4 protein-coding genes are annotated in these 4,401 nt (G+C 73.7%); all 4 read right to left on the bottom strand.

All coding sequences use genetic code 11. The features are described from left to right. Positions 1-61: 61 nt before the first annotated feature. Genes OG624_RS41460 through OG624_RS41475 form a run of 4 tightly spaced genes read right to left on the bottom strand, consistent with a single transcriptional unit; the run spans position 62 to position 4,369 of the window. Complete coding sequence (locus OG624_RS41460; RefSeq protein WP_331720988.1) at positions 62-889, bottom strand: thioesterase II family protein; 828 nt, start codon at positions 887-889, stop codon at positions 62-64. Beyond that, positions 886-1,872, bottom strand: a complete 987-nt coding sequence (locus OG624_RS41465) for an alpha-ketoacid dehydrogenase subunit beta (RefSeq protein ID WP_033226912.1) — start codon at positions 1,870-1,872, stop codon at positions 886-888. Before OG624_RS41465 ends, OG624_RS41460 begins: the two co-directional genes overlap by 4 nt. Then, entirely contained in the window at positions 1,872-2,975 is a 1,104-nt protein-coding gene (locus OG624_RS41470; RefSeq protein ID WP_371640949.1) for a thiamine pyrophosphate-dependent enzyme, read from the bottom strand. The genes OG624_RS41465 and OG624_RS41470 overlap by 1 nt, the downstream gene beginning before the upstream one ends. After that, positions 2,972-4,369, bottom strand: a complete 1,398-nt coding sequence (locus OG624_RS41475; RefSeq protein ID WP_331720989.1) for an enoyl-CoA hydratase/isomerase family protein — start codon at positions 4,367-4,369, stop codon at positions 2,972-2,974. Before OG624_RS41475 ends, OG624_RS41470 begins: the two co-directional genes overlap by 4 nt. Positions 4,370-4,401 lie beyond the last annotated feature (32 nt).

Consider the following 4,401-nt stretch of genomic DNA (forward strand, 5'->3'; position numbering starts at 1 on the left):
GGATCGGTGGACCGGGCTCCGGGCCGGCCGGGCCGTGCCAACAGGGTCGGGTGCGGCACTGTCAGCGCGCTGACGCCGTTGACACGGATGCGGTGGGTGAGCGCTCCGCCGGTTGTCCTGTGGTGGAGCCGCCGGCCGGCTCACCGGGGCCGGTCAGGCCGGTCAGGACGTCGGCGACGACCGGGTACGGGTCGGCGGCCGGGTGGAAGTGGTCGCCGGGAAAGGTCCGGTGGAGGGTTCCGGCGGTGGTCGCGAGCCGCCAGCCGGCCGCTTCGGCCCCGGTCAGCTCGGGGTCCTGCAGGCCCCGGTGGGTCGTCACCGGGGCCCGCAGGACCGAGCCGGGCGCGGTCCGGTAGGTCTCGGCCAGGCGGTAGTCGGCACGGGCCGTGCGCAGCACGAGCTCGCGCAGGTCCGGGTGTTCGAGTACTTCGGGCGGTACTCCGCCGAGGCGGTCGAGTTCTGCCAGTACGGCGCGGTCGTCGCCGAGGTGGACGGTGCCGGGGCGCACCATGTGTGGTGCGGGCATCCCGGAGGCGGTCATCCGGACCGCGATGTGTCCGCGGGCCTCCAGCCGGCGGGCGGTCTCGAACGCGGCGAGGGCGCCGAGGCTGTGTCCGTAGAGCGCGAACGGCCGGTCCAGCAGGGGCAGTGCAGCCTCGCAGGCGCGGTCGGCGAGCCGGGCGAGGTCGTCGACGAGTGGTTCGAGGAGGCGGTCGGCGTGCCCGGGGTACTCGACCGCGTGCAGTTCCACGTCGTCGGGCAGGAGGGCGTGCCACTGGCGGAAGGCGGCGGAGGAGCCGCCGCCGTGCGGGAAGCACAGCAGCCTGATCCGGGCGGCCGGCCGGGGGCGCAGGCAGCGGAACCAGGTGGCGGTGGCCTCGGTGCTCATGCCGGGACCGCCTCCCATTCCAGGGACGCCACCGCGTCCAGGATCCGGTCCACGCCGGGCAGGTAGTGGCGCTCCAGCAGCGGCGGCGGGTACGGCACGTCGAATCCGGTGACGCGGCGCACGGGTGCTTCCAGGTGGTAGAAGCAGCGTTCGGTGATCCGGGCGGCGATCTCGGCGCCCGGGCCGGCGAAGCCGTGCGCCTCGTGGACGACGACGGCGCGTCCGGTACGGCGCACGCTGGCGCAGACCGTCGCGTCGTCGAGCGGCATCAGGGTCCGCAGGTCGATGACTTCGAGGTCCCAGCCGTGCTCGGCTGCGGCCTCGGCGGCTTCCAGCGCGGTGGTGACCGCGGGGCCGTAGGCGATGAGGGTGGCATGGGTGCCGTGCCGTCTTATGACCGCCGAGCCGAGCGGGCCGGTGTCCACCGGCAGTCCGAGGGCCTCCTTGCGCCAGTACAGCCGCTTGGGTTCGAGGAAGACCACGGGGTCGGGGGAGGCTATGGAACGACGCAGCAGCGAGTACGCGTCGGCCGCGGTCGCCGGGGTGACGACCGTCAGTCCGGGGGTGGCCATGTAGTAGATCTCGGAGGAGTCGCTGTGGTGCTCGACGCCGCCGATGCCGCCGCCGTACGGGATGCGGATGGTCAAGGGGAGGCCGATGGCGCCGCGCGTGCGGTTGCGCAGTTTGGCGACGTGGCTGACGAGCTGTTCGAAGGCGGGGTAGGCGAAGGCGTCGAACTGCATTTCGACGACCGGGCGGTAGCCGTACATCGCCATGCCGACGGCGGTGCCCAGGATGGCCGATTCGGCGAGCGGGGTGTCGAAGCAGCGTTCGTCGCCGAATTCGGCGGCCAGCCCGTCGGTGATCCGGAAGACGCCTCCGAGGGCACCGATGTCCTCGCCGAACAGGATGGTCCTGGGGTCGTCGCGCAGGGCGTCGCGCAGGGCGGTGTTGAGCGCCTTGGCCATGGTGATCTCGGACATCAGTCCCCCTGTCCGTCCGCGGCCAGTTCGGCTGCCAGCCGCTCCGACTGCTCGCGCAGGTGGGGCGGTAGGTGGTGGTACACGTGCCGGAACATCTGCATCGGGTCCCCCGTCGGCGGCGCCGAGAAGCGAGCGCTCAGTTCGCCGGCGAAGGCGTCGGCGGCCGCGGCGATCCCGTCGGCGGCGGCGCGGTCGAGCACCCCGGCGGCCAGCAGGTCCCGTTCGAGGCGGTCGACCGGATCCTGGGCGGCCCAGACGTCGGCCTCCCCGGCGGGGCGGTAGCGGGTGTCGTCGTCGGCGTTGGTGTGCGCGTCGATCCGGTAGGTGACCGCCTCGATCAGGGTCGGCCCGTGGCCGGCCCGGGCCCGTTCGGCGGCGTCGTGGACGGCCCGGTACACCTGGAGAACGTCGTTGCCGTCGATCCGCACTCCGGGCATGCCGTAGCCGGCGGCCTTGTCGGCCAGGGTGCGGGCCGCGGTCTGCTTGGCGAGCGGGACGCTGATCGCGTACTGGTTGTTCTGGACCAGGAAGACGACGGGGGCGCGGCGGACGGCGGCGTAGTTGAGCGCCTCGTGGAAGTCGCCCTCGCTGGTGGCGCCGTCGCCGATGTAGGCGAGCGCCACGATCGGGTCGCCTGCCATGCGGGCGGCGTCGGCCAGCCCTGCGGCGTGCAGGCACTGGGTCGCCAGCGGGGTGCACTGGGGGGCGGTGTGCTCGGTCACCGGGTCGTATCCGCAGTGCTGGTCGCCCCGGAAGAGGGTGAGCACCTGCACCGGGTCGATCCCTCGGGTGAGCAGTGCGACGCTCTCCCGGTAGGTGGGGAACAGCCAGTCGGTGGGGCGGACGGCGAGCGCCGAGCCCACTTGGCAGGCTTCTTGGCCGCGGGAGGAGGGGTAGACGGCGAGCCGCCCCTGCCGGCTGAAGGCGGTGGCCTGCCGGTTGAAGGCGCGGCCGACCACCATGGCCCGGTACATGAGCAGCTGCCGGTCGGGCGGCACCCCGGCGGCGGCCGGGGCGGCGGCGGCCGGGGCGGCGGTGACCGGACCGGCGGTGACCGGACCGGCAGGGGCCGGGGCGGCGGTGGCCGCTTCGAGTACGGTCACCGCAGGCCACCTCCGCTGCGGGCGCGGCGACTGATCCAGGTCCGCTCCAGGTTGGCTATGAGGTCCGGGCTGTACAGCCGGTAGGACTGTTCGAGGGCGTAGGCGGCCATGTAGCGGCGGAAGAGGTCCAGCGGCTCCTCACCGAGGGTCATCATGCGGCGGTTGGCGGCGACGGCGGGGTTGTCGAGGTGCTGGGCGGCCCGCTCGACGGCGGCGTCCATGGCGTCGGCCGGGGCGGTCTCGTCGACGAGCAGTGCCGCGTCCGGGTCACCGGCGCGCAGCCGGTGGCCCCACAGGACGATCCGGCGGGCGGGCCGGCTGCCTGTCAGTGCGGTGAGTCGCAGGTTGGCGACGCCGGGGACGAGCCCCTCCTCCATGGCGGGCAGGCTGAACCACGAGTCGTCGGCGGCCACCACCCGGTCGAGGGTGGGCAGGATCTGCATGCCGCCGCCGATCGCGAAGGAATCGACGGCGCCCACCCACGGCTTGTCCGCCTGTGGCCACCAGCGCTCACCGCCCGCCTCGCCGTCCAGGCACAGGCCGCGGGTGAACTTCGCGATGTAGCCGATCTCGCGGCGCAGGAAGAAGCCGAGGAGGGAGATCTCGCCGTGGTAGAGGTGGGTGAGGTTGATGCCGGCGCTGAACACCCGTCGGCCGCGGTAGGCGGAGTGCGACATGGGAGCGCCGCGCAGGACTCCGACCCGGCTCGCCTCGTCGAGCAGCACCAGGTCGGTGCCGGTCTCCAGGGCGGCGACGGCCGCGTCGTCCTCGGCGTTGAGGTAGGCGTCGTTGCACAGCTCTAGGTGGGCGATGCCGTCGCGGCGGGTGACGGTGGCGAGCTTCAGGTCGGCCCGGCCGGTGCGGCGGTACTCGGGGAGCGCGGCCAGGGCGTCGGGGGTGGGCCGCAGCATGGTGCACAGCAGGTGGGAGCCGGCCCGGGGGGAGTCGAGGACGGCGTGGAAGAAGATGCCGAGGTCGATTTCCCAGCCTTCCTTGTCGCGCTGGGCGAGCCGGCCGTCGGCGGCCAGCAGGTCGCGGCCGGGCACCAGCCCCGGGTAGCGGTCGGCAGCCAGTTCGGCGAGCCGGTCCAGGCGGAGGTGGCGGGTGTGGCCGTCCGTCAGCTCGGTGTAGACCTGCTCCGCGTGGCGGGCGAGGAACTCCCGGCGCAGGGTGCGGGCGCCCCGGTGGAGGGTGTCGGCGGTGCGCTGCTGGTGCTCGGTCCGCTCGCCCCGGGTCGGCAGTTCGGTGATGCGGGCGGTGAGCGTGCGCAGCAGGCCGGTGGCTGTGTCGCGGTCGGTGGCGAAGTCGCCGGTCAGGGTGGTGTCGGCCACGTCCGGGGTGTGCGGGCGGGAAGTGGTGCCGGGCACCGCGCCGGCGATGAGGGTGGAAGGCAAGGGGGTCTCCGTTCGGGTGGATGGGGCGGGAC

The organism is Streptomyces virginiae (genome assembly GCF_041432505.1).
Classification (GTDB): domain Bacteria; phylum Actinomycetota; class Actinomycetes; order Streptomycetales; family Streptomycetaceae; genus Streptomyces; species Streptomyces virginiae_A.